A 24878-nucleotide genomic window follows, 5' to 3' on the forward strand; every position below is an offset into this window, starting at 1 on the left:
GGGTTGGACAACAATTCATGATTCATTTTCTTGCCAATCCCGCGCGGTTTTTGCGCATCGGTGCCATTGCCCTGCCCTGGATATGGACTGTCACTGCGGCCAGTTTTGGCGTCGGCCTTTGGCTTGCGCTGGTAACATCCCCTGCCGATTACCAACAAGGTGAAAGTGTCCGGATCATGTACATCCATGTGCCCGCGGCCTGGATGGCCTTAATGGTCTACACCCTGATCGCCGTTGCCTCTGCCATGGCGCTGGTATGGAAACACCCATTGGCCCATCTCATTGCCCGGGCAGCCGCACCCCTTGGGGCTGGCTTCACCCTTGCCTGCCTGATAACCGGCGCATTGTGGGGCCAGACCAGCTGGGGGTCGTGGTGGGTCTGGGATGCCAGACTAACCTCCGTGTTGGTGTTGTTTTTTCTTTATCTTGGGCACATGGCGCTCAGCAACGCTTTTGATGACCCCGATCGAGGCAACCGGGCAGCGGCACTGCTGGCACTGGTAGGGTTCGTCAACGTGCCGATCATAAAATTTTCCGTTGAATGGTGGGCAACCCTGCATCAACCTGCATCGGTGCTGCGCAGTGGCGGACCGGCCATTGATCCATCCATGCTGTGGCCGCTTCTGTTGATGGCCATTGCATTTGCAGGATATTTTTTCGCACTTTTGATCCTTCGGGTTCGGGCTGAAATAGCCGGGCGCAAGGTTGAAACCCTGATGGCCATGCGTGGCGATGAAGCAGGAATGGGTGGCTGATATGGAAATGATTAAAAGTATCTTTCATCTATCGGGCTATGGCATTTATGTTTGGCCTGCGTTCGCCGTCACCTTTTTGGTGCTGGTCTGGATGGGGGTCTCGACGCTCAGGCGGCTGAGGAAAAACGAAGCAAACCTTGCCCGGCTCCAGAAAATTCGTGCAGAAATTCTTGCCAACCAAGCCGAAAGTGATCCCCCTCAGTGAGCGCCACGTTAGATCAGAACCCGCAGAAGAAACGCCGCCCGCCCCTGACGGCCAAACGCCGCAGATTGTATTTATTGATTGCAGCGGCCATCATCCTTGGGCTTTCCGTGACACTTATTCTTAATGCGTTTCGCGACAGCCTTGTTTTTTTCTACACCCCAAGCGACATCGTCGGCGCAACAAAGAAGCCCGTGCCCCAAGACCGGATGATCCGCATCGGCGGTCTGGTGGAAGAGGGCAGCGTTAAAAAAACCAAAAATGCCGGCGTCAGTTTTGCCATCACCGATCTTTCAAACCGCATCGACGTTCGCTATCAGGGCATACTTCCCGACCTGTTTCGAGAAGGCCAAGGCGTGGTAACCCAGGGGAAATTTGGGCCAGATCAGGGGGGCAATAAAATGTTTATCGCCCACGAAGTCCTGGCCAAACATGATGAAACCTACATGCCCAAAGAAGTATCCGATGCCATAAAAAAATCCGGGAAATGGCAAGAAGGCGGCAAACGCGCAACGCCTAAGGTCAGTAAATAATGATTGTTGAAATTGGCCATTACGCGCTGATCCTTGCTTTCGGGCTCGCCCTTGTTCAGGCCAGCGCGCCCTTGATTGGCGCGCAAAAAAACAATGCGGTCTTAATGGACATGGGGCGCATGGCCGCCATGGCCCAGTTCTTGTTTGTCGCATTAGCGTTTGCTGCCCTGACCCACGCCTTTGTCGTGTCCGATTTTTCTGTGGCCATCGTGGTCGCCAATTCCCATTCTGCAAAACCATGGCTTTATAAATTGACCGGGGTTTGGGGAAACCACGAAGGGTCTATGGTTTTATGGGTTTTCATTCTGTCGCTGTTCGGCGCCTGCGTCGGCACCTTCGGGACCAACCTGCCACCAACCTTGCGCGCCCGCGTACTGGCCGTCCAGGGCATGATCGGGGTTGGGTTTCTGTTGTTTATCCTGACCACATCAAACCCGTTTTTGCGCCTTGATCCCGTGCCCGCAGATGGCCGGGGGCTTAACCCCATTTTACAGGATCCCGGGCTCGCCTTTCATCCGCCGTTTCTCTATCTCGGCTATGTCGGGTTTTCCGTTGCCTTTTCCTTTGCCATCGCTGCCCTGATCGAAGGCCGGGTTGATGCGGCGTGGGCGCGGTGGGTCCGGCCATGGACTTTGGCCGCATGGTGCGCACTGACCCTTGGGGTGGCGCTGGGCAGTTGGTGGGCATATTACGAATTGGGCTGGGGTGGGTTCTGGTTTTGGGACCCGGTGGAAAATGCATCCGTCATGCCGTGGCTTGCAGGAACGGCGTTGCTGCATTCAGCCATCGTTGTGGAAAAACGCAACGCCCTAAAAAGCTGGACCATCCTTTTGGCCGTCCTCACCTTTGTCCTGTCGTTGCTGGGCACCTTTATTGTGCGTTCCGGTGTTTTGACGTCCGTCCATTCCTTCGCCAATGATCCTGAACGCGGGTTGTTTATTCTGGTTCTTTTGATGATCGCTGCCGGGGGCGGCTTTGGGCTTTATGCATTACGTGCGCACAAATTAAAAAGCGAAGGCCTGTTCGCACCGATCTCTCGTGAAGGCGGGTTGGTGCTCAATAATTTGTTGCTAGGCGCTGCCTGTGCCACGGTTTTTATCGGCACCCTTTATCCGTTGTTGCTGGATGTTCTGGATGGGGGAAAGGTTTCTGTAGGACCACCCTTTTTTAACCTGACCTTCGCACCCCTTATGGCACCTCTGGTGGCCGTTATGGGTGTTGGGCCCATGTTGGCATGGAAGCGTGGCGATCTTGCCAGCGCCCTTTCACGACTGTGGATTGCTGCCGTGATTGCCGCGGTTGGTGGCATTGCCATCCTGTTCATCCATGGCGGGCCGGTCTATGCCGTTATTGGGATTGCCTTGTCGCTGTGGCTGATTGCCGGGGCGATAACGGAATTGGCAACGCGCATCCGACTGTTCAAAATTTCCGTTACCGCCAGCGCTCGCCGCCTGCGCAACCTGCCCCTTTCTGCCATCGGCATGACCATTGCCCACGGGGCAGTGGGGATTATGATCCTTGGCATCACGGCCTCCAGCGCATGGAAAATTGAACGCATTCTGGTCATGAACAAGGGCGATCAGGTCACCGTTGCCGGATATACCATCAAAATGGGGGGGGTCAATAATGTGCCCGGCCCCAATTATCTGGCGCAACGCGCAACCCTAACGGTGACCCGTTCAGAGCGCCCGGTAACGACCATGTTCCCGGAAAAACGGCGCTTTAAAAATCCGGTTCAGACAACCACAGAAGCCGCCATTTACACCACCGGGTTTGCCGATCTTTACATTGCACTCGGCGATCAACAGGTACCAAAAGCTGGCTCAACTGCCAAGGCAGGGTGGGTCGTTCGCGTCTATTATAATCCGCTGGTCCCCTGGATTTGGATTGGGGCAATCTTCATGATGCTGGGCGGGTTGGTGTCTCTTGCAGATCGCCGCCACCGGGTTGGCGCGCCCACACGGGCGGCATCGTAATGAACCGCTTTATTTATATTTTACCGGTCTTTTTTGTTAGCTTGCTGGCCGCCGTCTTTTGGCAAGGCCTGAAGCATGACCCGTCTAAAATTCCAACGCCAATGATTGACAAACCCGTGCCAAAATTTCGCGCACCCACCCTGTATGGCAAAGGTGAAATAAGCAACGCTGTCCTTAAGGGTCAGGTCACGGTGTTTAACGTGTTCGCATCGTGGTGCATTCCGTGTCGTGCAGAACACCCCATTCTTATGACCATCGCCAAATCGGGCAAGGCACGGGTGATTGGGTTGAATTACAAAAACAAACCGGCAGAGGCAAAAAGCTGGCTCAAGCAACTGGGCAATCCCTATGAAAAGATCGCCACCGATGCCAAGGGCCGCATTGCCATCGACTGGGGTGTATACGGGGTGCCGGAAACCTTCATCATCGATAAACTGGGGCGCATCCGGTACAAGCATGTTGGACCGATCATGCCCTTCCAGTATGAAAAAACCATCAAACCCCTGCTTGATCGGCTGGCGCGATGAAACAGAAAATTATCTGCCTTGTGTTGGGCCTATTTACATTGATGGCCAGTGCCACGATCCAACCCACATTTGCCGTGACCCCCGATGAAGTTTTATCCAACCCGGCATTAGAGGCCCGCGCGCGCGCGCTTTCGAAAAATTTGCGGTGTCTGGTCTGCCAGAACCAATCCATTGATGACAGCGATGCCGATCTGGCCCGCGACCTGCGCATTCTTGTCCGCGAACGGTTGGCCAATGGCGACACCGATCAACAGGTTCTGAATTTTTTGACCGCACGCTATGGCGATTTCGTCTTGCTAAAACCCCCGGTTAAACCCGCAACCTGGGCCTTGTGGTTTGGGCCCTTATTGGTCTTGGGTATAGCCATCCTTGGTATTGTCATCCGCTTGCGCCGAAAGGCCCGTGTTGATGCCCCCGCCCTTTCGCCTGAGGAACAGGCCGCTTTGAAACGCCTTATGGATAAGGGGCCATCATGAGCATCATTTTATTTCTTGCCCTTTGCGCCATGGCATTGATCGCTGGCGGTTTTGTCCTCGCCCCCCTGTTCAAGCGCCTGCCGCCGGTTGGTAAACGGGCCGCCTATGACCAGATGGTCTTCCGCGATCAATTGGCAGAACTGGAACATGATCTGGACCGGGGCGTGATCAATGCTGCTCAGGGTGAAGCGGCACAGGCGGAAATCGGGCGCAGGCTTCTTGCCGCATCCAAAGAGGCGGAACACCTGGAATCCGAACGCCATGAATCTAAACCAGCATCAGGGCGTGCGCTAACATTTGGTTTTGCATCACTGGCCATCGTGGTGCCAATTTTATGCGGTGTTTTCTATCTGTTTATTGGCAGCCCTAACCAACCGGGGCTGCCCTTCGCGGAACGCAGGGCAGAAAATACCGGCCCGGAAATGACCCTGGAGAAATTTGCAAAAATTATCTCCATGGTGGCGCGCGGCGTGGAAATGAAACCCAATGAAATTGCCGGGTGGAAAATTCTCTCAACCGGCTACCTGCGATTGGGGCGCGATGGGGATGCAGAAAAGGCATTAAGCCGCGCCCTGGAGCTCGCCAAAGGCAACGCAGTCGAGGCCGCCACCATTGCTGCCAATTTCGGCGAAGCCTTGGTTGCACGCGAAAATGGCCAGATCACCCCACGAGCCCAGCGCGCGTTTGAACGCGCCCAGGGGCTTTCTCCAAAATTGCCAAAGCCACGTTATTATTTAGGCTTGGCCCTGTTACAAAGTGGCGATGCTAAAAGCGCGCTAGCACTTTGGACCCAGCTTGCCGCCGAAGCCCCCCCCAATGCCCCCTGGCTGGGCATTTTGAAAAAACGCATTGAGCGCATCAAGAAAGAAAGACCCCAAACGCCATAAAACCGGTGATGTGCTGTTTATGTTTTCCGGGCAAGGGCCCGCAATCCTCAAAGCCCCTGCAATATCTGGGTCCGTTTTGTGGCGGCTTCTTTCTTGGTAATCAGGCCTTTTTGAAGCATTGCTTTCAAACGCTTAAGCCGCACCTCCATTGTTTGTTTTGATGCCGGGTTTGGCTGGCGTTTTACAGGCAAATTGGGCGCTGTGTCAGGGGCCATTTTTTTAGGCCTGAATGAACGCCCGCGCATAACCGGTTTGGCCAGCGATAACATAAGCGGCTGGTCAACCCCGGGCCGCCCCGGAATTTTAGCCATGCGCCGATAGGCCATGATGGCATCGCGGGTTTTATTGACCATCTTTCCATTGGCGGCGCCTGGCTTATAACCCCGGTTTTTCAGGGCATTTTGCGCCATTCGGATAAGGGATGCTTTGGCATATTTCGAGCCCCGCCCCACGGCACGGAATAAAATCTTGATGCCTTTTTTCCGGTTCTGGCGCAGCCCGGTGCCATAGTAAAACGCCCGGCCAATCGCAACCTCGGCATTGAGATTTCCCGCCGCCGCCGATTTAGCGTAAAGAAGTACTGCAAGCTTTCGATTGCGCTTAATTCCCCCCCGACCATTATGATAGATGTAGCCAACATATAATTGGGCCTTAGCACGAATGGGCGTGAGTCCTGTGCGCACAAGAGGTGCCAAATATTTCAAAGCCAAACGGTAATTCCGCGCACCATATGCACGATGGCCCAGATTAGAAAAATCTTTGGGTGATGCCTTTACAAGGCGGGCAAAGTTAGCGCGCGCAACCGATGCCTTGGTCCGAAGTTTTCTTATAATCCCGTGAGGAACAACCCATCCAAGAACCGGAGAATAATAAAATTTTGATTTTTGAACATTGGGCTTGGGCTTGATGTTTTTGCGTGCCTTAGGTTCTGGATAGGTTTTTCTTTTGGTTTTTTTTATGCGGTAAATATAACCCGAAGCCTGTGGCCAACGTTTGGCAAGCCCCTTGAATTTTGCTGCATCCCAGCGCGCCACAACTTCCCAAGTCACGAGCCAGCGGGTGATGGAAGCCGTGCGTCGGGGTTCTTGCCTTTTTTTACTCTTATAAATGCTGCCTTGTTTTCGCGTATAGGCAATAACCATCTTGTTGCCGAGTTTTAAGGGAAATAATTTTCCCTGCACCTCATCAATGCTGGTGATCCGGCTGGCGGTAGAATGAGAGCTTTCATACTTCCCCGCATAATATGTTGTGGCTGCCCCCCGCCGGGCAAAGACGATCCCGGCTTTATAGATTTCTTGGTAGGTTGTCTTCCCCGTCCAGGCCCCAGGGGTGCCAGAAAATTCTTTATAACGATATGTGATGAAGGGGCCCTTGGGTTCGAAACGATCTCGGATTTTGGTCACACCGCCTCTTCCCACGCCCTTTTTTGGTTTCCAATTTTTTCTGGTCCTCACATATGTGACGGCAACATCAGGCCAGTTTTGAAATGCCGGATGGTTTTGGACGGCGCGCACCACCGGTGCGGGAACACCAAAGGCTTTTTTCGTGCCCTCCAATGCATAAGCCGGTCCGGTGAAAAATCCCGCCAGCAATGAAAATGCGAAAGCCGCAAGGTCGATCATCTTAATATTTTTCATGCGCGTATCTGGCCCCTCAATGCTTGCTGCAATTAAAGGTCGTGCCATTAAAATTTGACGCGTGATGGGGCCAGGTGCAGGCCCCCTAGGTCACGTGTTTCCCGGTAAGGGCCGGGGGGCCGCCATGCCCATTGATGGGCGCGCGACCATTGGCGGTGGCAGAAATGGCGCCCTTATATTCTGTGCAAGGCCCAATGCAGAAGGTGATCTCGATTTTTTCATTACAACTGTTCATCAACCAATCGGCAATGGTATCCCCGCGCTTGAAAGAAACGCACCGGGTTAAATCTTCTACTTTTTTTTCAGGCTTTGCGGGCTGGAAATCATGGCGGCTGATATAATTGCTAGACCCGTCTGACCCGTCTGAGCCGCCTGAGCCGCCTGAGCCGCCTGAGCCTATAGAGCCGCTGTAATTATTGAGCCCTTGGCCATTGGTCGCCCATTTTTCAAGGTTGTTGGTGATGGCCGTGACCCGGCGGTTGGAAAGTGCCGGGGTCTTTTGGATGCCCCGGCGCGCCGCCAGTGAGGGTTTATGCCCATGGCGTCTACACTTCGTATCGTATCCGCCGCCTCGTGAGGGCGAAAAATTGGCACGCCCCCGGGCCTGCCTTTTAAAATAGGCATCACATTTAGCTTTGCCCAAATATTTGGATTTTGAACCTGGCCTGCGTGAATTGCTTGACCTGCGTGAATTTCGCGAATTGCGCGATGATGTGGAACGACCGCTCTTGGGGCGCCGGTTTTTACTCATGAGGTAATCCGTGTGTTTACTGACAAGGTCTGTCAATGCATCACCCACACCACACATGCAGGCACGCCATTTTTCATGTCCCCGGCCAATTTGGCTTTGGCCACGGCCTCTCTCGCATATTTTCCCCACCTTATTGAGCTCAGCGGCAAATTTCTTGTGGGTGAAGGTCGCCACGTCATGGGCCGATAATATTCTTTGATACCAGCGCCGGTACACCGAAGGATGTTGGGATTTCCATTTTTGACAACTGGGACTTATAGCGGCAGCGGGGCCAGCACTTGTCGCGACCAAAAAAGTCCCTAGCAGACAAAGCAAAAATCCGGTTTTAAAAACGCGTCGCTGCATTTTATCCCTCCCGAAAGACACTTTAGCCATCTTTGCCAAATGGCACGACGGACCCTTGATGCGCACTTGAAATCGAAAAATACTAGGCTTTCTGGGTCAATCAGACAAGTTTGGGCCTGAAATGAAGGGGTTAGCCAGCCGCCCCAGCGTGCGAACGGTAAAACCCGCTTACCCGCAAGGCATTGAAAAGATGGTGGAGCCGAGCGGGATCGAACCGCCGACCTATACGTTGCGAACGTATCGCTCTCCCAACTGAGCTACGGCCCCACAAAAGTTGGCGGATAATGTGTCTGAGAGATGCCCCTGTCAAGTATGGCAAACCATCGGATGGGCAATCGGGGCGGCAATATCTTGCCAGAATGCCCAACCAGACAACAAAGGGCCGCAGCGGTGCTTGATTCCCGTTCTTATCGCCGCTAGGTTTCCCCCCATCACGCACCGTCCATAATATGTGCGGTGAGCCGTCAAAAATTATGAAACCCCAAATGGAGACACGGACCCGATGCAATCGCTTTTGATTCTGATTGATACAATTCTGGGCATCTATACGTGGCTTTTGTTCATTTGGGTGATGATGAGCTGGCTGGTGTCTTTCGATATCATCAACACCCATAACCGCTTTGTTTATCTGGTCATGGATTTTCTGCATCGCATTACCGCCCCCCTGATCCGCCCCATTCAGCGCATGGTGCCAAGCATCAGCGGCATCGATGTTTCCCCCATTATCCTTATTCTGGGCATCTGGTTCATTCGTAATCTGATGCATGAATATCTCTGGTAAAGACATCGAAGTTACCCCTGTGATCCCTGTATCCATTTCCAAGACAGGTGATGGGGTTGTCATTCCAGTTCGGGTAACCCCGGGGGCGCGGCGCAACCAGATCATGGGCACCAGGGATGATCCCAATGGCACCACGCGGCTTCGGGTCAGTGTCAGTGCCATACCGGAAAATGGCAAAGCCAACACCGCCCTGATTTTGCTATTGTCAAATGCATGGCGGCTGCCTAAATCCAGTTTTTCCATATCATCTGGGGCTGGCTCTAAACAGAAAACTGTGCAAATTTCAGGGGATCCTGATCACCTTCTTGAACGCATCCATCATGGGGAAGACAAGTGAACGATAAAGGCAGCGCAAGCATCATAGACGGCAAAGGTTTTGCAGCGGACTTAAGGGCCAGAATTGGTGCCGCCGTCAGCCAGATCAAAGACAGCCATAACATCACCCCCGGCCTTGCCGTTGTTCTGGTCGGCGAAGACCCCGCCTCTCAGGTCTATGTCCGTAACAAGGGCCGCGCCACCGAGGGTGCGGGCATGGCTTCTTTCACCCATCAGTTATCCAAAGATATCAGCGAAGATGAATTGCTGGGCTTGATTGCCAAACTGAACAACGACGATGCTGTTGATGGCATTCTTGTGCAGTTGCCCCTGCCCAGCCACATTAATTCCGAAACCGTGATTGAAGCCATTGATCCGACAAAAGACGTGGATGGCTTTCACCTGATTAATGTCGGAAAACTGGCGGCGGGCATGAAAAATGCTTTTGTGCCCTGCACCCCGCAGGGCTGCATCATGATGCTGCGCGACGCGCTGGGGTCTCTTGAAGGGATGCATGCCGTGGTGCTGGGACGGTCCAATATTGTTGGCAAACCCATGGCCAGTCTTTTGCTTGCCGAAAATTGCACCGTCACAATTGCCCATTCCAAAACCAGAAACATTGCGGCTGAGGCCGCGCGTGCAGACATTTTGATCGCCGCCGTTGGCAGGCCCCAGATGATCAAGGGAAGCTGGATAAAGCCTGGCGCTTGCGTCATTGACGTTGGCATCAACCGGGTTGAAGGGGACAATGGCAAAAAGCGACTGGTCGGCGATGTGGATTTTGATGAGGCCGTCAAGGTAGCGGGCTTCATCACGCCGGTTCCAGGCGGCGTTGGCCCCATGACCATTGCCTGCCTTCTGCGCAACACCGTGATTGCAGCATGCCTCCGCGCAGGCATTGATGCCCCTGAAATTTAAGCAATTAAGTGGCACAAATGATGGTCTTTCGCTAAGCTGTTTGACAGCAACATCAGGAAGAGGCCGCAATGGATAACAAACGCGCCGTCCCCATCGCCCTTGTGGTCATTGGGTTGTTCGCCGTTAATTTCTTTTATCTATCAGACCTGATCATCGTCCACACGTCAGAACCCGGCATCGTCATTGGCTGGCGTTCTGCTGTTGCCATTGGGGCTGCCAACATCATTTCCATCGTTGGCATTCTGGCTGCCATGAATGGCGGCAATGATGATTCCTGAACAACAGAGCGCATCATGAGCGCAAGCTTCACCCCCCTGATATCTGCCACCCTTTGTTTTGTCTTGGGGCATTTCATTTTATCCGCACGGCCCATCCGGGATTACCTGATAGAGACCCTGAGGCGAAATGGGTTTCTTGGGGTGTATTCAATTTTTGCCGCAACCAGCTTCATCTGGATGAACCTGGCTTATGCCCGCGCCCCCTTTGAAGACCTTTGGGGTGACCCGACCTGGATCCGGTGGCTGGGAATTATTGCCATGCCATTGGCCACTGTGTTGCTGGCGACCGGCGCCATGACGGCAAACCCGGCAGCCCTTGGATTTGGGGATCTTTTGGAACAGGGCCGCAAACCCACCGGTGTTCAGAAAATCACCCGCCACCCGGTTCAATGGGCCATTGCCATTTGGGCGGGCATTCATTTTCTCGCCAATGGCGATATGGCTTCGGCAATTTTCTTTGGCGGATTTCTAACGCTTAGCATTTTGGGCATGGTGCATATGGAATGCAGAAAACGGGCTGAAAATGACGCGTTGTGGACCCGGTTTACAGATCAGTCTTCGTTTTTTCCATTCGGGGCCATCATGGCCGGGCGCGTAAAAACCAGCCTGAAAGAAATAGGGCCGAACCGCATCGCTGTCGGGATTATACTTTACCTTGTGCTGTTGTTTGGCCACCGCATCGCCATCGATGTGCCGCTGTTGCCACAGTTTTCAGGAATTTAACCGTTCCGTTCTTTAAGCAACCGAAGCCGCAGGGCATTCAGCTTGATGAAGCCCGCCGCATCCCGTTGATCATAGACCGTGTCATGTTCAAACGTGGCGTGTTCTTCATCATACAGGCTTTTGTCAGACTTGCGCCCCACCACCATGGCAGAACCCTTGTACAACTTAACCCGAACCAAACCCGAAACATGGGTCTGGCTGGCATCGACCGCGGCTTGAATCATTTCGCGTTCGGGTGAAAACCAAAAGCCGTTGTAAACCAGTTCCGCATACCGCGGCATCAGTTCATCTTTCAGGTGCGCCGCACCCCGATCAAGGGTAAGGCTTTCCATCCCGCGTCTGGCTGCCATCAACACCGTGCCGCCGGGGGTTTCGTAAACGCCCCGGGACTTCATGCCAACAAACCTGTTTTCCACCAGATCAATCCGGCCAATCCCGTTGGCCCCGCCCAAATCATTCAACCGCGTCAGCAATTCAGCAGGGCTCAACGGTTCGCCATCAATGGCAATCGGGTCGCCTGCTTTGAATTCAATTTCCACATAGGTTGCTTTATCGGGGGCATCTTCGGGTGCCACAGAACGGGTATACATGGTGTCATCGGGTTCAACCCAGGGGTCTTCCAATGCCTTGCCTTCATAGGAAATGTGCAACAAGTTTGCATCGGTCGAATAGGGGGCCTCGCCCCGCTTGTCCCGGGCGATGGGGATCTGGTGATTTTCGGCATATTCAATCAATTTAGACCGTGACGTCAGGTCCCATTCCCGCCAGGGTGCGATGACCTGAATATCAGGCTTCAACGCATAATAACCCAGCTCAAACCGGATTTGGTCGTTGCCCTTTCCCGTGGCGCCATGGGAAACCGCATCGGCTCCGGTCAGCTCGGCAATTTCGATCTGGCGTTTGGCAATCAATGGCCGGGCAATGGATGTGCCCAACAGATAAATGCCTTCGTAAAGCGCATTGGCCCTGAACATGGGAAAAACATAGTCCGCAACAAAGGTTTCGCGCAGGTCTTCGACATAGATTTCCTTGATCCCCATGTCTTCGGCTTTTTTGCGCGCGGGCTCTACTTCTTCGCCCTGTCCTAGATCGGCCGTGAAGGTTACCACCTCGCAGTCATAGGTTTCCTGTAACCAGCGCAGGATCACGGATGTATCCAACCCGCCGGAATAGGCCAGCACCACTTTGTTGATTTTGTCGCTCACGTTCTTATCCGATGTTCTCAGTGTTTAATTTCGGCGGACAATACGCACAAACAGGCCTTCCCTGCAACCACAGCAAACCAAAGGCAAAAAACCGTCTGATGCATTAGGTTCAGGCTGGGGCCGAATCTTTTGCCTGCTGCTGGCTTTTGCGCAACCGTTCGCTTTTGGTTTTAAGCTGGCCACAGGCAGCCAGAATATCGCGCCCCCGGGGGTTTCGAATGGGGGCCGATAAACCTGCGTCATTAACAATTTCTGCAAATCGGTTGATGGCACCCCGGGTCGAACATTCATACGCAACGCCGGGCCATGGATTAAAGGGGATCAGGTTGGTCTTGGCTGGAATATCTTTCAGCAACTGCACCAGCGCCCGGGCATCGGCTGGGGAATCATTGATCCCCTTCAACATCACATATTCAAATGTAATGCGTCGTGCATTATGGGTGCCCGGATAATCGCGGCATGCCGCCAACAGTTCTGCCAATGGATATTTTCGATTGATGGGCACCAGAACATCCCGCAATTCATCAGTAACAGCATGCAGCGACACCGCCAGATTAACGTCGAGTTCTTCGCCGCATCGCGCCATCATGGGCACAACACCGGCAGTCGACAGGGTGATGCGCCGCTTTGAAATGGACAGGCCTTCGTGGTCCATGATGATGCGCAACGCCTTTGCGACATTGTCGAAATTATAAAGCGGCTCTCCCATCCCCATCATGACAATGTTGGTGATCAGCCGTTCATACGATGGCAATCCCCATTCGTTGATGGCGTCTCTGGCGGCCATTAATTGGCCAACAATTTCTCTGGCTTCCAGATTGCGGACCAGGCGCTGCGTGCCGGTATGACAAAAAGCACAGTTGAGCGTGCAGCCAACCTGAGAGGAAATGCAAAGAGAACCCCGTTCCGCCGCCGGGATATAAACCGTTTCCGCCAATTGGCCGTCTTCGAATTGAAACACCCATTTGCGGGTCGCATCTTCGGATATTTGGTCTTCCGTCGGTTTGGGTCGCTCAAGGGAAAACCGTTCCCCAAGACTGGCGCGAAATGATTTTGCCAGCGTTGTCATGTCTTCAAAATTGCGCGTGCCACGGTGATACACCCAATGCCACAACTGGTTTGCGCGAAATGGCTTTTCCCCGCATTGGGCCATCAGGGCCGCAAATTCATCGCGATCAAGACCCACAAGGGATGTGAGCGCGCCCTCATTTGAACCTGATGCGGCTTCATCTGTCATGTTTTATCCTGTTCGGTTTGCCCAAATGAGTGAGCGCTATTTAAGGCCACAGGCCCGATTAATTTTCTTAATCGCCCGGGTAAAGCCCTTCAGGGAATATGTGTCGGTCGTCGTCACACCACTTTTTGATCTGCCAACGACTTTCATTGCATTGCCCTTTTTCATGGCGGCGATCAAAACTTTGTCGCTGGCAACATTCTTTGACCATGCCGCGTCTTTGTCTGTGACCAGGGAAAATTTCTTATCCTTGATGGAAACGGTGACGGTGCTTTTTAATTTAAAGGTATAGCCCGCCTGAAAATTGACAACGTCACGGTCCTTTTCTTTTGGGCGATGGGTTACAAAAACCACCACGTCACCGCGCTTGCGAAATTTGCCGCGCGATCGTCTCGGCTTGCTGACGATATAGCAGCTACGCTGTCCATCCTCGATCAATTTATAGGCATACCAGACACCATGCTGGCCAAGAAATGTCTGGCGGTCCGCAGCAGCAGCGCCTGCTGTTGCCGAAACAATTATCGCCAATGTCAACGAAATACATTTCAGAAAATTATTCATCATCGACCCTTCCATATTCTTCAATTCATCTGGCAGTGCGAATTATGGGCCCGCCAGAGACATGGTGGGGCAGTGGCACCGGGTCGCCCCCTTCCATAACCGGACGTGCGGCAAACCGGCCCAGATTAATCAGCCTGTCATACATGACAACCGCGCCTGCGGTCGCCACATTAATACAAAATTTGGTCGGTATTTTGACCGTAAAATCACATCGTTCCAACAATTCCGGCGACAGGCTGCCGCGTTCGGGGCCCAGCACATAGGCCGCTTGGCGGGGATGGCGAAAACTTGGCAATTCTTCTGCACCATCAACTAATTCAATGCCAACCAGACGGCACGCCGCCGGCAACCCAAGATCACCCACCGTTTCAAATTCATAAAGTGGCACTTCTCCGGGGGTATTTGAGGTGTCGACGTTGCGGACTTTTCCTCTGGCATTTTCGCGATTGTAAAGCGCATCAATGGTGAAAATGAAGCTCGCCCCGAACCCGTGGGCCGAGCGAAACAGGTTTCCTGCGTTCATGGGCTTGGACAGGCCCTCTACGCCAATGCCGAAATAACCGCGCATGGATGAGAGGTTTACCGGATGGAGCGCGAATGACAAGCCTTTCAAAGGCTTTATTTTGGTATCAAAACGAAAAATCGCCAGAATGCCTTAAAAAAACCAGCACGGGAACACTGGCCCCACACGGGCATCGGGGTTAAGTTGCTGCGATGTCTGCCCCTGAACCCCCCTTACAGGCCTTTAAAACCCGCTGGAACGCGCTTTCCGCCAATTTACGGGGTGCTGTGTGGATTATGGTTGCCGCATTGCTGCTGACCGCCATGGGGGGCCTGGTGAAGCAGATCGGCACCGGCCTTGAAACCGTCCAGGTGGTGTTTTTTCGCAGCCTGATCGGGGCCGTTCTGTTGCTGCCCTTCATGCTGCGGTCCGGCCTTAAGGGGTTCAAGACCAAACGACCGTTCATGCACAGCGCCAGAACCATCGTTGGCGTGACTGGCATGTTCTGTGTGTTTTATGCCTTTGCCCACCTGCCTTTGGCAGAAACCGTCGCCATTGTATTCTCGCGGCCCCTTTTTGCGGTGGCCCTTGCCGTGCCGTTTCTGGGCGAGGTTGTCGGCTGGCGTCGGGTCACGGCTGCCATCGTCGGATTTATTGGCGTCTTGATCATGGTTCGCCCCGGCACTGCCGCTTTTGATCCGGCATCGCTTTATGCTGTCACGGCGGCCTTCACTGCCGGCACCATTGCCATCTTGATCAAAAAACTATCGGCAACTGAGGCCGGCACCGCCATCGTCATGTGGTTTTCTGTTGGTAGCGCCGTCATCACCTTTGTCCCCACCCTGATGGTCTGGATATGGCCGACCCCATTGCAATGGGGTCTTTTAGCATTGATCGGCGTCATTGGGGTTATTGGACAGACCGCGATGACCTGGGGATTTTCGACCGGGGAAACGTCTTTCGTGGCGCCGTTTGATTATTCCCGCCTGATTTTTGCGGCCATCATTGGCTTGTTTGTCTTTAGTGAAATCCCCGACACATGGGCCATAATAGGCGCGATGATTATTGTCAGCAGCGGCTATTACATCGCGCGCCGCGAAATTGCGCTCTCTCGTGCGCGCAAGCGCGCGGATCAGTGAGGGGGCTCGTGCGCGCAAGCGCGCAGATCAGTGAGGGGGCTCGTGCGCGCAAGCGCGCAGATCAGTGAGGGGGCTCGTGCGCGCAAGCGCGCGGATCAGTGAGAGGCGCTTAAATTAGCATTGTAAAATAATTGTGATGATCTGGCGCTGGACAGGGATGGGCGTCCTATGGTGATTAAAACAAACACTTTTGACTCCCGCCAAACACAAGGCCAGCAAACATGACAAAAAAAACCAAAAAAACTGTGCCTTCCGTGAAAACGGTCCGCCGTCTTTCCGCCGCTCAATTATGCTTCATCTGTGATCCAAAAAGCCTTGGCTTTAAATCCACCAATGATCTGGAAAGCCCATCTGAGATTATTGGCCAGGACCGGGCCGTTGCCGCCATCCAGTTTGGTGTGGGCATCGACAAAGAAGGCTACAACATGTTTGCCCTTGGTCCATCGGGGGCGGGTAAACACAGCGTCATCCGGCAATTTCTGGATGGCCGCGCAGGCGACATGCCAACGCCGCCTGATACCTGTTACGTCAATAATTTTATCCAATCTTATAAGCCGGTCCTGATCCAACTGCCTGCAGGACGGGGCGCTGGCTTGCGCCAAGACATGGCCCAATTGGTCGAAATGGTAAACGTTGCCATCCCCCGTGCCTTTGAAGGGGATGAATACCGGAACCGACGGCAAAAGCTGGAAGCCCACTTCAAAGAAGCCCAGGAAGCCCTGTTCGAAGGCGTCCACAAAGAAGCCCATGACAATGCCATCAATGTTCGACGCACATCGGGCGGGCTTGTCATGTCACCCATGAAAGATGGCGAACCCATTGAGCCGGAAGTGTTTCAAAAATTACCCGAAGCCGAACAAAAACGCGTCCACGACATTATCGAAATGCTTGAGGAAAAACTGCGTAACGCTTTGGCGGAAATGCCGGCCCTTGAACGCCAATTTCGCGAAGACATTCAGGAAATAAATCAGGGCATCACTGTGTTCGCGATCGGCCACCTGATCGACGACCTGAAGAATCGCTATGGGGATGTGGCCAATGTTCAGGCCTATCTGGATGCCGTGCGAAAAGACATGGTGGCGCACGCCGAAAATTTTCTGCCCCCTTCCCCCACGCCAGATCCCGCCGGGGGAACAGGTCAATCTGCAGAAGAAAGAGACCCAAATTTTTTGGTTCGCTATCAGGTTAATCTTCTGGTGGACCACAGCGCCGATGATGGTGCGCCCGTGGTCTACGAAGATCTGCCAAACCTGCAAAGCCTGATTGGGCGCATTGAACATATTGCCCAGTACGGCGCGCTCAGCACCAACTTCACCCTGATCCAGCCTGGTGCCCTGCATCGCGCCAATGGGGGCTACCTGATTTTGGATGCCCGCAAAATATTGACCGCACCCTTTGCCTGGGATGAATTAAAACGGGTTCTGAAATCCCGGGAAATTCGCATCGAAAGTCCGGAACGGCTGATGTCTGTTGCGACCACCGTCACACTGGAACCCGCCCCCACCCCTCTTGATGTCAAAGTGGTGCTTCTGGGCGAACGCGGGCTCTATTACACCCTGACCCAGTCTGATCCTGAATTTAACGAACTGTTCAAGGTCGAGGTCGATTTCGAAGAGACCTGGGACAGGACGCCAGAAAACATGCAGCTTTTCAGCCGCTTTCTGGCCTCGGTCATTCGCAAACAAAACCTGAAGCCCTTCAGCGCACCCGCCGTTGCGCGGGTCATCGAACATGCCGCCCGCCTGGCCGGCCACATTGACCAAATGACCACCCATTCCAGAACCATCTCTGATCTATTGGATGAAGCCGATTATTGTGCCGGGACAAATGGCAAAAAAATTGTTGGCCCAAAGGATGTCCAACAAGCACTGGATGCCAAGGTTGAACGCGCCGATCGCATTCGCGACATCACCTATCAAAGCATCAGCCAAAAGACCGTCCTTATGGACACGAAGGGAGCGGTCACGGGACAGCTCAATGCTTTGGCTGTCCTGCAGCTTGGAAAGTTTCCCTTTGGCCGACCCTCGCGCATTACGGCCAGGGTGCGCCTTGGGCGCGGCCAGGTGGTAGACATTGAACGCGAGGTTGAACTGGGTGGGCCCCTTCATGCCAAGGGGGTGTTGATCCTGTCTGCCGTTCTCGGCGCACGCTATTGTCCAGACCTGCCGTTATCACTATCGGCCAGCTTGGTCTTTGAACAATCTTATTCCGGCATTGATGGGGATTCTGCATCCTCTACTGAACTTTACGCGCTGTTATCGGCACTGGCAGATGTCCCTATTAAACAATGTTTTGCCGTGACCGGATCGGTTAATCAATTTGGCGAGGTTCAGGCCATCGGTGGGGCCAATGAAAAAATCGAAGGGTTTTTCGATGTCTGTCAAATGGATGGACTGACCGGAGAGCAAGGCGTTTTAATTCCACAATCCAATGTCCAGCATCTGATGCTGCGCCACGATGTTATCGATGCCGTTCGTAAAAACAAATTCCACATCTATCCCATTGCCCATATCGACGAAGGCATCACCGTGTTAACCGGGGTCAACGCAGGGGCGCGCGACAAGCATGGCAATTTTCCAACCGGCACCATCAATGCAAAAGTAGAGGCAAGGCTTCAGGCCTTTGCCGCAGCGGCCGCCAAAGCCGCCGGACACACCGACAAGAAACAGGATTAAATTCCGATGTCTTTTGAAACCATGGTCCCATGGCTCGTCCTTAGCGTTTACTGCATCATTATTCTGCGCATGACGCCAAAAAGTGTCAGCCCAAAACAGTTCTTTGGCGGCGCTGCCAAAGATGGTGGTGAACCCAGCCTGTGGCTTTTGGTGGCGTCGGCCGCCATCACCTGGATCTTTGCAAAGTCCATCGCCAATGCAGCCAATTTGGCCGGCGCCTTCGGCATCGCTGGCGGAATAGGCTATGCGTTTTATTACCTGAGCTTTCTGGTCGCAGGCGGGGCCATATACCTGATCCGGGTCAAGGGGGGACACACATCCCTCGCCGGGTTTTTAACCAGCAAATATGGCGCAACCTGCGCCCGGTTGTTCCTGATTGCCATCGCCATTCGATTGTTCAACGAAGTATGGTCCAACACAAAAGTCGCCTCCCTTTATTTTGGCGCCGAAGGCAGCACGCCCTACTGGACAGGGGTGGCACTGGTCACAGCTTTCACGGTTTATTATTCATGGCGCGGGGGGTTGCGGTCTTCCATCCTGACCGATGGCGCCCAAATGATCTTGGCCGCCATTCTTTTGGTGATGATCCTGGCCGTCATCTGGCCGGAACTGGGGGCGCGTGGCTTGCCTGAAATGCCGGTTGAAGCCCATTTGGCCGGGCTTACCTTTTGTGGATTGGCGCTGGTCCAGGTGCTGAGCTATCCCTTCCATGACCCCGTTCTGACCGATCGTGGCTTCATCACCAACCCCCGCACCATGTTGAAAGGGTTTGTTCTTGCCGGATTGATCGCCGGCGGATTTATCTTGTTGTTCTCTACCATCGGCCTGTATGGGCGCGCCATGGGGCTGTCTGGCAACATGACGGTTGGGGTACCTGCGCTGTTTGGATTGCCGGTGCTGTTAATTTTCAATGCCATCATGTTAACCAGTGCCGGTTCCACCCTTGATTCCACCTTTGCGTCCACTGCAAAACTGGCGGGCAGGGACTGGCGGGGAAGCGCAGAACACCCCACCAAAAATGATACCAAAATTGGCCGCAAAATTATGGTGGGGATCGCCATTGTCGGGAACGTGCCATTGCTCAGCATTTATTTTGGCGATGCGGTTGGGCCCGCCATCATTGCCGCCACCACCATTTCAGGAACCATGGTCATGGGGTTGGCCCCTATTTTTCTGCTGGCCTTTCTGCCCCATGCGGGCAGGGAAAGTTTTCATCTGGCCTTCTGGCCGGGGCTGGTGCTTGGGGTTTTGGTCACCCTTGAACATGCGCTTCGCGTAGAAATATTTCCGGCATGGATTGATATCGGACATGGCAAATACGCCGATGATTTTGGCATCAATCTTTGGGGGCTGGCGTTGTGCACGTTTGGTTACATTCTGGGAACTGTGATTGCGCGCATGCGGCGGCCCAACGCCTCTTTAGCCTAAGTGCCCCGCAACATCGGCCGCGATAAACCCACGGTCAATTTCTCGCCCAGAACTTCTCTTCGGAACCGAAACAGCTCGGCGGGGCGGCCACGTGAATGGGCCTGATTTCGACCGACCGATTCCACAAGATCGGCATTGATGACCAGACGACGGAAATTCTGTTTGTGTAATTCTGCACCGCTTAATGCCTCTGCAACGCGCTGCAATTGCAAAAGGGTGAATTCCCCCGGCAGCAATTCAAACACAACGGGCCGGTAAGCAAGTTTGCCCCGCAACCGGCCAAGGGCCGTTGCCAGAATGCGGCGATAGTCGGATGCCAATGGCAGGCCCAATTCAAATCGTGGTTGCTGGATGAATTCTTGATCCACTGCTGGGTTCGCTGCACGATAATCCCGACTGGCCTCTGCCACCAAGCCTGCCTCATACAGCAATTCATAGCGTTCCGGGCATAACACGCTATCCATTTCTGCCCCACCCGTTTGGCCAAAAGTGACATTTACCCGTTCCTCGCGCTGCTGGCGGCTGCCAGCCTTTTGGGAATCGCGCACCCAGCGGCTCAGGGCAGGTTCAATGTGTTCGGTGATGATTGCGGGCTGGCCCATGCGCCAGTCTTCCCATGGCAAAAAATCGTACCAATCATGCCATGTGGCATTGGGCCGCTTTACGGCGTCCTCATGGGTCAGGGCGATATAGGCAACGGACACGACCCTTGGGCCGCCTTCAATCTCGCGCAGGTCGCGGTGACGATTGCCAAAGCTGTAGAGCTGCTCAACATAATACAAATCCAGACCCGTCTGCGCCTCGACCAGCGAACGCAAGCCGCTTTCCAGGCTTTCGTGCATTTCTGGATCAAATGGGCCATTGGGCAATGACATCTGGGCCAATGATGTGCCCGCGTTATCGGCCTCAACAAGCAAAACCCTGGGTTCATCATTGGTGACGGCAACGATGGCAACCGTCAAATTAATGATCGTATGTGGCGGATTTTGGGGCATTGGCGCCTTTTTGATAAACATAGCGGAGGCTCAAATGGCTTGACTCACTATATACTCTCTGTGAGTATAAACAATATACTCATAGAGAGCATATAGATTAATTCAAGCCCCCGTCCCCTTGGGGCCCGCAAGAACAGGTGCTGCATGTCATCTAACGCCCCCGATGGTGCTTATGAACGGGTTAAAACCGTGATCCCGGAGATAGAATGGCCCCTGCACGCGCCCTATGTGGCCGCGATTAACGACCTGAAGAAATCGCGCAACGCAGTGATCCTCGCCCATAATTATCAAACCCCGGAAATTTATCACTGCGTCGCAGACATCACCGGTGATTCACTCGCCCTTGCCAGACAGGCAGCCGACACCGATGCCGACGTGATCGTGTTGGCCGGCGTCCATTTCATGGCAGAGACGGCCAAGCTTCTGAGCCCGGATAAGGTCGTTCTCATTCCCGACATTGATGCGGGATGTTCGCTGGCCGAATCCATTACCGCCGACGACATTCGCCAACTGCGCCTGAAATACCCCGGTGTGCCTGTGGTCACTTACGTCAACACCTCTGCCGAGGTGAAAGCCGAGACCGATATTTGCTGCACGTCGGGGAATGCGGTCGAGGTTGTGGAATCCCTTGGGGTTGACCGGGTGTTGTTTTTGCCAGATGAATATTTGGCGGCCTATGTCAACGATCAAACGGATGTTGAAATCATTCCATGGCAGGGCCATTGCGAAGTGCATGAACGATTCACGGCCAATGAACTGGACGAATACCGCAAAAATTTTGATGATCTGACAATTATCGCACACCCCGAATGCCCCCCCGATGTGCTTGGGGCGGCCGACTATGTCGGGTCAACGGCACAGATGCAAAACTACGTCCAAACCAAACGGCCCAAACGGGTCTTGATGGTTACCGAATGCTCCATGAGCGACAATGTCGCTGCCATGGTTCCTGATGTCGACTTTATCCGGCCCTGTAATTTATGCCCGCATATGAAACGGATTACGCTCGCCAATATCCAGCAAGCCCTTGAAACATTGACGCCGCGCGTGGAAATAGATCCGGCCATCGCCACCCGTGCGCGCCGCGCGGTAGAGCGCATGCTGGAAATTGCCGGCAAGCCAACCACCACGTGACCATGATCCCAAAAATGCAAAAACGCGACGATGCCGTCATCGTTGTTGGTTCCGGTATGGCCGGGCTGGTGTGCGCCCTGTCCCTTGCGCCCAGACCTGTGACACTGATAACCAAAACACCTGAACTGGCCGGGGGGTCAAGCCTGTGGGCACAAGGTGGGATTGCCGCCGCCATTGGCCCGAAAGATTCGCCGAAAATGCATGCCGCCGATACCTTGTCCGCCGGGGCCGGGTTAAGCGATCCGGAATGCGTGCGACAATTGACAGAAGAATCCGTCGAAGCCCTGCACTGGCTGACAAAACAAGGCGTTGCCTTTGATCGAACGATAAATGGCACCCTGGCGCTGGCACAAGAAGCAGCCCATTGCACGCCGCGCGTCGTCCATGCTGGCGGGGATGCCACCGGATTGGTTCTCATGGGATCGCTGATTAAACGTGTCGCCGACACACCATCGATTACCGTGCTCAGCAATACATTTGCCCATGATTTGGTGGTCCATGACGGGCACGTTCAGGGCCTTGTGACCTATAATCCAACCAATGGATGGGTGACCCATCAAACAGCCTGCGTTGTTTTGGCCACCGGTGGCATTGGCACCATCTGGTGGCACACAACCAATCCCATTGAAGCCACCGGCGATGGGCTTGCTATAGCAGCGCGGGCCGGGGCGGCATTATCAGATTTGGAATTCGTGCAATTTCATCCAACTGCGCTCGCCATTAAAAAATCAAATGGGGACAGCACCAGTGGTGCGAGTTTGCCGCTGTTAACCGAAGCATTGCGCGGGGCGGGGGCCAGATTGATCGATGATGCGGGCGACCGGATAATGTTAGACGAACACCCATTGGGCGAAATGGCACCGCGCGATGTCATTGCGCGCGCCATTCATAAGCAGACGCATAAAGGACAATCTGTCTATCTGGATTTACGGCCCGTGCTGGCAGGGGGCCTTGGGCCATCCTTTCCCCAGGCAATGGAAATCGCCCAAAAAGCGGGCTTTAACCCCCATATCGAACCCTTGCCGGTGACCCCTGCGGCCCATTACCACATGGGCGGCATCCAAACAGACAGCCGGGGACGGACGTCAATTGATGGGTTGTGGGCCGGGGGCGAGGTTGCCACAACCGGCATTCATGGGGCCAATCGTTTGGCCAGCAATTCATTACTTGAAGCACTGGCATACGCGCGGCGCGTGGCAACAGACATTCGAACGGCACCTGCCCAAGAGCCACAAAAGATGCCCCTACCAACCATTCCGGATATGCCGACACAGTCAGATGTTGCTCAGTTGCGAGCAATCGAAGATGCAACCAGAAGGCTGATGTCAGAACACGTTGGCATCCTGCGAACCGGCCCGGCGCTCGATACGGCGCACGATCAATTGATCGCATTGGAAACCCAATTGACTGATTTGAACACCCATACATCTGCGTCAGGTGGCTTGGTGCGGACATGGGGGGAAACCCGCAATCGTTTGCTTATTGCGCGGTTAATCACGCTGGCGGCATCGCTGCGCGAAGAAAGCCGGGGGGCGCATCACCGTGATGATTTCCCAATACCGCTTTTGAATTGGCAACGCCACCAAACAATGACGGTCGAAGCATTGCAAAACACCCATCAAAAAATTGCCTGAATGATCTTAGGGGATGCGCCGGGCTTGATTGCGTGTTTTCATAAGAAACCATGACCAAACCAGCGCTGATTAAAATTCTTTTCGTATGCATGGGGAACATCTGTCGTTCCCCTACCGCGCAAGGCATCTTTGAGGCCAAGCTTCGCGATGAGGGTTTTGATGACAGGGTCATTGTCGATTCCGCAGGCACCCACAGCTATCACGTCGGTGCACCCCCGGACCCCCGATCCATTGCGGCCGCCCTTAAACGCGGCATAGACCTTTCCGCCTTGCGGGCACGCCAGGTCCACCCCGATGATTTTTATGAATTTGATCTGGTGTTAGCCATGGACCGAGCGAACTTGGGCATTCTGGAGCGCATATCGCCCAGAGACAAACGCAACCGGCTGGAAATGTTTCTGGAATTTGCCCCGGGCCTTGGCATCGATGAAGTCCCCGATCCCTACAACGGAATTGGTAATGGATTTGAACGCGTGCTTGATATCGTAGAGGCCGGGTCTGATGGCTTGCTGGCCCAGCTTCATACCCGGTATGATCTTAATTCTGGCTGATTGATGCCGCCTTCATTTGCTTCAGCAATGTTTCGACCATAGGTAAAATGCCCCGGACAATGTGCGCCACGCCCGATGCGTTTGGATGAATGCCATCTTTCTGGTTCAGTGCCGGCACCAAGGCAACGCCTTCCAGAAAAAAGGGATAAAACACCACCCCGTATTCTTTTGCCAATGAAGGATACAAGCGATCAAATTCCTGCACGTATGATTTTCCCATATTACGCGGCGCTTTCATGCCCACCACCATTGCTGGTGTTTTCCGGGATCGAAGCCTGTCCAAAATAGCAGAAATATTTTTCCGGATGGTCCGGGGTTTCATACCCCGAAAGCCATCATTGGCACCGAGCTCCACAATGACCCCATGGGGATTTTCCATCATGGTCCAATCAAGCCGCGCAAGGCCACCGGCACTGGTGTCCCCAGAAACACCCCCATTAATAACCCGCAGCTTATGTCCGCGTGCGCGAAGCACCGCCTCCAATTGATTAGGAAAAGACTGCGCTGCGGGCAATCCATGGCCTGACGTCAAGCTGTCACCCAAAACCAAAAGGCGCAAAGTCCCTGTTCGGGTTTCCGCCAAAGCGTTTCCCGGCAAAATCAGGCAGATCAGGCAGATCAGGATGACACACCGATTGACAAAACGACCCATTCCCACACATCCCCATAACACATTCCATTGCCGCCAATGGTAGGGTTTATTGAGGCCAGAGATT

Annotated in this window: 26 protein-coding genes and 1 tRNA gene; 18 read left to right on the forward strand and 9 right to left on the reverse strand. The window is 53.9% G+C overall.

The features are described 5' to 3' along the window. Positions 1 to 20 precede the first annotated feature (20 nt). The 7 genes from HOJ08_07415 to ccmI are packed head-to-tail and all read left to right on the forward strand — an operon-like array spanning position 21 to position 5356. Positions 21 to 755 carry a heme ABC transporter permease gene (locus HOJ08_07415; protein MBT5673261.1) on the forward strand — a complete coding sequence of 245 codons (735 nt, stop codon included), beginning with the start codon at positions 21 to 23 and terminating at the stop codon, positions 753 to 755. A gap of 7 nt (positions 756 to 762) precedes the next feature. Then, positions 763 to 960 (forward strand): heme exporter protein CcmD, encoded by a 198-nt coding sequence (ccmD, locus tag HOJ08_07420; GenBank protein MBT5673262.1) that lies wholly within the window; start codon positions 763 to 765, stop codon positions 958 to 960. Positions 961 to 1004: 44 nt separating this feature from the next. Beyond that, positions 1005 to 1490 (forward strand): cytochrome c maturation protein CcmE, encoded by a 486-nt coding sequence (ccmE, locus tag HOJ08_07425; protein ID MBT5673263.1) that lies wholly within the window; start codon positions 1005 to 1007, stop codon positions 1488 to 1490. Next, entirely contained in the window at positions 1490 to 3466 is a 1977-nt protein-coding gene (locus tag HOJ08_07430) for a heme lyase CcmF/NrfE family subunit (GenBank protein MBT5673264.1), read from the forward strand. The genes ccmE and HOJ08_07430 overlap by 1 nt, the downstream gene beginning before the upstream one ends. After that, the gene (locus tag HOJ08_07435; protein ID MBT5673265.1) at positions 3466 to 3993 is read left to right on the forward strand and encodes a DsbE family thiol:disulfide interchange protein; all 528 of its coding nucleotides are present in this window, start codon (positions 3466 to 3468) and stop codon (positions 3991 to 3993) included. Before HOJ08_07430 ends, HOJ08_07435 begins: the two co-directional genes overlap by 1 nt. Positions 3994 to 4001: 8 nt before the next feature. Then, positions 4002 to 4469, forward strand: a complete 468-nt coding sequence (locus HOJ08_07440) for a cytochrome c-type biogenesis protein CcmH (protein ID MBT5673266.1) — start codon at positions 4002 to 4004, stop codon at positions 4467 to 4469. Beyond that, positions 4466 to 5356: a c-type cytochrome biogenesis protein CcmI gene (ccmI, locus tag HOJ08_07445; protein ID MBT5673267.1), complete on the forward strand. Its 891-nt coding sequence runs from the start codon at positions 4466 to 4468 to the stop codon at positions 5354 to 5356. Before HOJ08_07440 ends, ccmI begins: the two co-directional genes overlap by 4 nt. 47 nt (positions 5357 to 5403) lie before the next feature. Here the strand turns inward: ccmI and HOJ08_07450 are convergent, their stop codons facing one another. The 3 genes from HOJ08_07450 to HOJ08_07460 all read right to left on the reverse strand — a co-directional run bounded on the left by HOJ08_07450 (position 5404) and on the right by HOJ08_07460 (position 8356). After that, on the reverse strand, positions 5404 to 6993 hold the full coding sequence (locus HOJ08_07450; protein ID MBT5673268.1) for a hypothetical protein: 1590 nt from the start codon (positions 6991 to 6993) through the stop codon (positions 5404 to 5406). 85 nt (positions 6994 to 7078) lie between these two features. After that, a complete protein-coding gene (locus tag HOJ08_07455) occupies positions 7079 to 7744 on the reverse strand; it encodes a hypothetical protein (protein ID MBT5673269.1) in 666 nt (221 codons plus the stop codon). Positions 7745 to 8280: 536 nt separating this feature from the next. Continuing rightward, positions 8281 to 8356, reverse strand: a tRNA-Ala gene (locus tag HOJ08_07460). Between the two features lie 235 nt (positions 8357 to 8591). On the opposite strand from HOJ08_07460, the gene HOJ08_07465 reads away from it, so the two are divergent. The 5 genes from HOJ08_07465 (at position 8592) to HOJ08_07485 (ending at position 11104) form a co-directional block, all read left to right on the forward strand. Beyond that, on the forward strand, positions 8592 to 8870 hold the full coding sequence (locus HOJ08_07465) for a YggT family protein (GenBank protein MBT5673270.1): 279 nt from the start codon (positions 8592 to 8594) through the stop codon (positions 8868 to 8870). Beyond that, positions 8854 to 9207, forward strand: a complete 354-nt coding sequence (locus tag HOJ08_07470) for a DUF167 domain-containing protein (GenBank protein ID MBT5673271.1) — start codon at positions 8854 to 8856, stop codon at positions 9205 to 9207. The genes HOJ08_07465 and HOJ08_07470 overlap by 17 nt, the downstream gene beginning before the upstream one ends. Beyond that, complete coding sequence (folD, locus tag HOJ08_07475) at positions 9204 to 10103, forward strand: bifunctional methylenetetrahydrofolate dehydrogenase/methenyltetrahydrofolate cyclohydrolase FolD (protein MBT5673272.1); 900 nt, start codon at positions 9204 to 9206, stop codon at positions 10101 to 10103. The genes HOJ08_07470 and folD overlap by 4 nt, the downstream gene beginning before the upstream one ends. Before the next feature lie 68 nt (positions 10104 to 10171). Beyond that, positions 10172 to 10381: a hypothetical protein gene (locus tag HOJ08_07480; GenBank protein ID MBT5673273.1), complete on the forward strand. Its 210-nt coding sequence runs from the start codon at positions 10172 to 10174 to the stop codon at positions 10379 to 10381. Between the two features lie 15 nt (positions 10382 to 10396). Next, complete coding sequence (locus tag HOJ08_07485) at positions 10397 to 11104, forward strand: NnrU family protein (GenBank protein ID MBT5673274.1); 708 nt, start codon at positions 10397 to 10399, stop codon at positions 11102 to 11104. On the opposite strand, the gene HOJ08_07490 is transcribed toward HOJ08_07485, so the two are convergent. From HOJ08_07490 to HOJ08_07505, 4 genes are all read right to left on the reverse strand, one after another. Next, positions 11101 to 12309 carry an argininosuccinate synthase gene (locus tag HOJ08_07490; protein ID MBT5673275.1) on the reverse strand — a complete coding sequence of 403 codons (1209 nt, stop codon included), beginning with the start codon at positions 12307 to 12309 and terminating at the stop codon, positions 11101 to 11103. The two genes, HOJ08_07485 and HOJ08_07490, sit on opposite strands and share 4 nt — an antisense overlap. Positions 12310 to 12418: 109 nt before the next feature. Further along, positions 12419 to 13546 carry a 23S rRNA (adenine(2503)-C(2))-methyltransferase RlmN gene (gene rlmN, locus HOJ08_07495; protein MBT5673276.1) on the reverse strand — a complete coding sequence of 376 codons (1128 nt, stop codon included), beginning with the start codon at positions 13544 to 13546 and terminating at the stop codon, positions 12419 to 12421. 36 nt (positions 13547 to 13582) lie between these two features. Next, a complete protein-coding gene (locus HOJ08_07500; protein MBT5673277.1) occupies positions 13583 to 14107 on the reverse strand; it encodes a hypothetical protein in 525 nt (174 codons plus the stop codon). Between the two features lie 22 nt (positions 14108 to 14129). Continuing rightward, positions 14130 to 14672, reverse strand: coding sequence for an RNA methyltransferase (locus HOJ08_07505; GenBank protein ID MBT5673278.1), 543 nt, complete (start codon positions 14670 to 14672; stop codon positions 14130 to 14132). A 146-nt stretch (positions 14673 to 14818) separates the two neighbouring features. Between HOJ08_07505 and HOJ08_07510 the strand changes: the two genes are divergently transcribed. The 3 genes from HOJ08_07510 to HOJ08_07520 all read left to right on the forward strand — a co-directional run bounded on the left by HOJ08_07510 (position 14819) and on the right by HOJ08_07520 (position 19848). Further along, positions 14819 to 15745 carry a DMT family transporter gene (locus tag HOJ08_07510; protein MBT5673279.1) on the forward strand — a complete coding sequence of 309 codons (927 nt, stop codon included), beginning with the start codon at positions 14819 to 14821 and terminating at the stop codon, positions 15743 to 15745. A gap of 221 nt (positions 15746 to 15966) precedes the next feature. Then, positions 15967 to 18420 (forward strand): AAA family ATPase, encoded by a 2454-nt coding sequence (locus tag HOJ08_07515; protein ID MBT5673280.1) that lies wholly within the window; start codon positions 15967 to 15969, stop codon positions 18418 to 18420. A 21-nt stretch (positions 18421 to 18441) separates the two neighbouring features. After that, positions 18442 to 19848: a Na+/proline symporter gene (locus HOJ08_07520; protein ID MBT5673281.1), complete on the forward strand. Its 1407-nt coding sequence runs from the start codon at positions 18442 to 18444 to the stop codon at positions 19846 to 19848. On the opposite strand, the gene HOJ08_07525 is transcribed toward HOJ08_07520, so the two are convergent. After that, complete coding sequence (locus HOJ08_07525) at positions 19845 to 20843, reverse strand: hypothetical protein (GenBank protein ID MBT5673282.1); 999 nt, start codon at positions 20841 to 20843, stop codon at positions 19845 to 19847. The two genes, HOJ08_07520 and HOJ08_07525, sit on opposite strands and share 4 nt — an antisense overlap. A 144-nt stretch (positions 20844 to 20987) precedes the next feature. On the opposite strand from HOJ08_07525, the gene nadA reads away from it, so the two are divergent. The 3 genes from nadA (at position 20988) to HOJ08_07540 (ending at position 24162) form a co-directional block, all read left to right on the forward strand. Beyond that, a complete protein-coding gene (nadA, locus tag HOJ08_07530; protein ID MBT5673283.1) occupies positions 20988 to 21977 on the forward strand; it encodes a quinolinate synthase NadA in 990 nt (329 codons plus the stop codon). 2 nt (positions 21978 to 21979) lie between these two features. Next, positions 21980 to 23611, forward strand: a complete 1632-nt coding sequence (locus HOJ08_07535) for an L-aspartate oxidase (protein MBT5673284.1) — start codon at positions 21980 to 21982, stop codon at positions 23609 to 23611. 65 nt (positions 23612 to 23676) lie between these two features. Beyond that, positions 23677 to 24162: a low molecular weight phosphotyrosine protein phosphatase gene (locus HOJ08_07540; GenBank protein MBT5673285.1), complete on the forward strand. Its 486-nt coding sequence runs from the start codon at positions 23677 to 23679 to the stop codon at positions 24160 to 24162. On the opposite strand, the gene HOJ08_07545 is transcribed toward HOJ08_07540, so the two are convergent. Continuing rightward, the gene (locus HOJ08_07545) at positions 24149 to 24814 is read right to left on the reverse strand and encodes an arylesterase (GenBank protein ID MBT5673286.1); all 666 of its coding nucleotides are present in this window, start codon (positions 24812 to 24814) and stop codon (positions 24149 to 24151) included. The genes HOJ08_07540 and HOJ08_07545 overlap by 14 nt on opposite strands. Between the last annotated feature and the right edge of the window lie 64 nt (positions 24815 to 24878).

It is taken from the genome of Rhodospirillales bacterium (assembly GCA_018666775.1).
Classification (GTDB): domain Bacteria; phylum Pseudomonadota; class Alphaproteobacteria; order SMXQ01; family SMXQ01; genus JABIXC01.

What these genes read in the sequence shown, in the direction of transcription:
- ccmI (MBT5673267.1), top strand. Translation starts at nt 4,466, where the DNA reads ATGAGCATCATTTTATTTCTTGCCCTTTGCGCCATGGCATTGATCGCT.
- HOJ08_07525 (MBT5673282.1), bottom strand. Translation starts at nt 20,843, where the DNA reads ATGCCCCAAAATCCGCCACATACGATCATTAATTTGACGGTTGCCATC.
- HOJ08_07430 (MBT5673264.1), top strand. Translation starts at nt 1,490, where the DNA reads ATGATTGTTGAAATTGGCCATTACGCGCTGATCCTTGCTTTCGGGCTC.
- HOJ08_07470 (MBT5673271.1), top strand. Translation starts at nt 8,854, where the DNA reads ATGAATATCTCTGGTAAAGACATCGAAGTTACCCCTGTGATCCCTGTA.
- HOJ08_07510 (MBT5673279.1), top strand. Translation starts at nt 14,819, where the DNA reads ATGTCTGCCCCTGAACCCCCCTTACAGGCCTTTAAAACCCGCTGGAAC.
- HOJ08_07480 (MBT5673273.1), top strand. Translation starts at nt 10,172, where the DNA reads ATGGATAACAAACGCGCCGTCCCCATCGCCCTTGTGGTCATTGGGTTG.
- HOJ08_07545 (MBT5673286.1), bottom strand. Translation starts at nt 24,814, where the DNA reads ATGGGTCGTTTTGTCAATCGGTGTGTCATCCTGATCTGCCTGATCTGC.
- ccmD (MBT5673262.1), top strand. Translation starts at nt 763, where the DNA reads ATGATTAAAAGTATCTTTCATCTATCGGGCTATGGCATTTATGTTTGG.
- HOJ08_07505 (MBT5673278.1), bottom strand. Translation starts at nt 14,672, where the DNA reads ATGCGCGGTTATTTCGGCATTGGCGTAGAGGGCCTGTCCAAGCCCATG.
- HOJ08_07515 (MBT5673280.1), top strand. Translation starts at nt 15,967, where the DNA reads ATGACAAAAAAAACCAAAAAAACTGTGCCTTCCGTGAAAACGGTCCGC.
- HOJ08_07450 (MBT5673268.1), bottom strand. Translation starts at nt 6,993, where the DNA reads ATGAAAAATATTAAGATGATCGACCTTGCGGCTTTCGCATTTTCATTG.
- rlmN (MBT5673276.1), bottom strand. Translation starts at nt 13,546, where the DNA reads ATGACAGATGAAGCCGCATCAGGTTCAAATGAGGGCGCGCTCACATCC.
- HOJ08_07465 (MBT5673270.1), top strand. Translation starts at nt 8,592, where the DNA reads ATGCAATCGCTTTTGATTCTGATTGATACAATTCTGGGCATCTATACG.
- HOJ08_07520 (MBT5673281.1), top strand. Translation starts at nt 18,442, where the DNA reads ATGGTCCCATGGCTCGTCCTTAGCGTTTACTGCATCATTATTCTGCGC.
- HOJ08_07535 (MBT5673284.1), top strand. Translation starts at nt 21,980, where the DNA reads ATGATCCCAAAAATGCAAAAACGCGACGATGCCGTCATCGTTGTTGGT.
- HOJ08_07455 (MBT5673269.1), bottom strand. Translation starts at nt 7,744, where the DNA reads ATGAGTAAAAACCGGCGCCCCAAGAGCGGTCGTTCCACATCATCGCGC.
- HOJ08_07500 (MBT5673277.1), bottom strand. Translation starts at nt 14,107, where the DNA reads ATGATGAATAATTTTCTGAAATGTATTTCGTTGACATTGGCGATAATT.
- HOJ08_07485 (MBT5673274.1), top strand. Translation starts at nt 10,397, where the DNA reads ATGAGCGCAAGCTTCACCCCCCTGATATCTGCCACCCTTTGTTTTGTC.
- HOJ08_07435 (MBT5673265.1), top strand. Translation starts at nt 3,466, where the DNA reads ATGAACCGCTTTATTTATATTTTACCGGTCTTTTTTGTTAGCTTGCTG.
- nadA (MBT5673283.1), top strand. Translation starts at nt 20,988, where the DNA reads ATGTCATCTAACGCCCCCGATGGTGCTTATGAACGGGTTAAAACCGTG.